The organism is Stenotrophomonas sp. SrG (assembly GCF_050031795.1).
In the GTDB taxonomy this organism is placed as follows: domain Bacteria; phylum Pseudomonadota; class Gammaproteobacteria; order Xanthomonadales; family Xanthomonadaceae; genus Stenotrophomonas; species Stenotrophomonas rhizophila_A.
This window is the reverse complement of the sequence record NZ_JBNBBE010001625.1, coordinates 1-232: the sequence shown is the minus strand read 5'-3', so window position 1 is coordinate 232 and position 232 is coordinate 1. Positions and strand designations below refer to the sequence as shown.

The 232-nt window shown below is 76.3% G+C and carries 1 protein-coding gene; it reads left to right on the top strand.

The genetic code is table 11. From position 1 onward, the window contains the following. Positions 1–232: hypothetical protein (locus ACQG3P_RS24870; RefSeq protein ID WP_426806535.1), on the top strand; the 232-nt coding region annotated here is incomplete at both ends.

Below are 232 nucleotides of genomic sequence, written 5' to 3'. Positions count from 1 at the left end.
CACCCTCAACCGCCAGCCCGGACCGGGTCACCGACCTGGCCCCGACCCTCGCCAACCACTTCGCTGCCGGCGGGCGCGCCCCGACCCACACCGGCCCCGCCTGCGACTGGCAGGGGACCTCGCGCGAGAGGAGCATGGACCTGCACGAGGGCGAGGCCGAGGGCGAGTGCCCGCAGTGCGAGAACCCCATCCTGCTGGTGGGCCACCCCCGCCTGGCCCAGGTGCAGGCCGC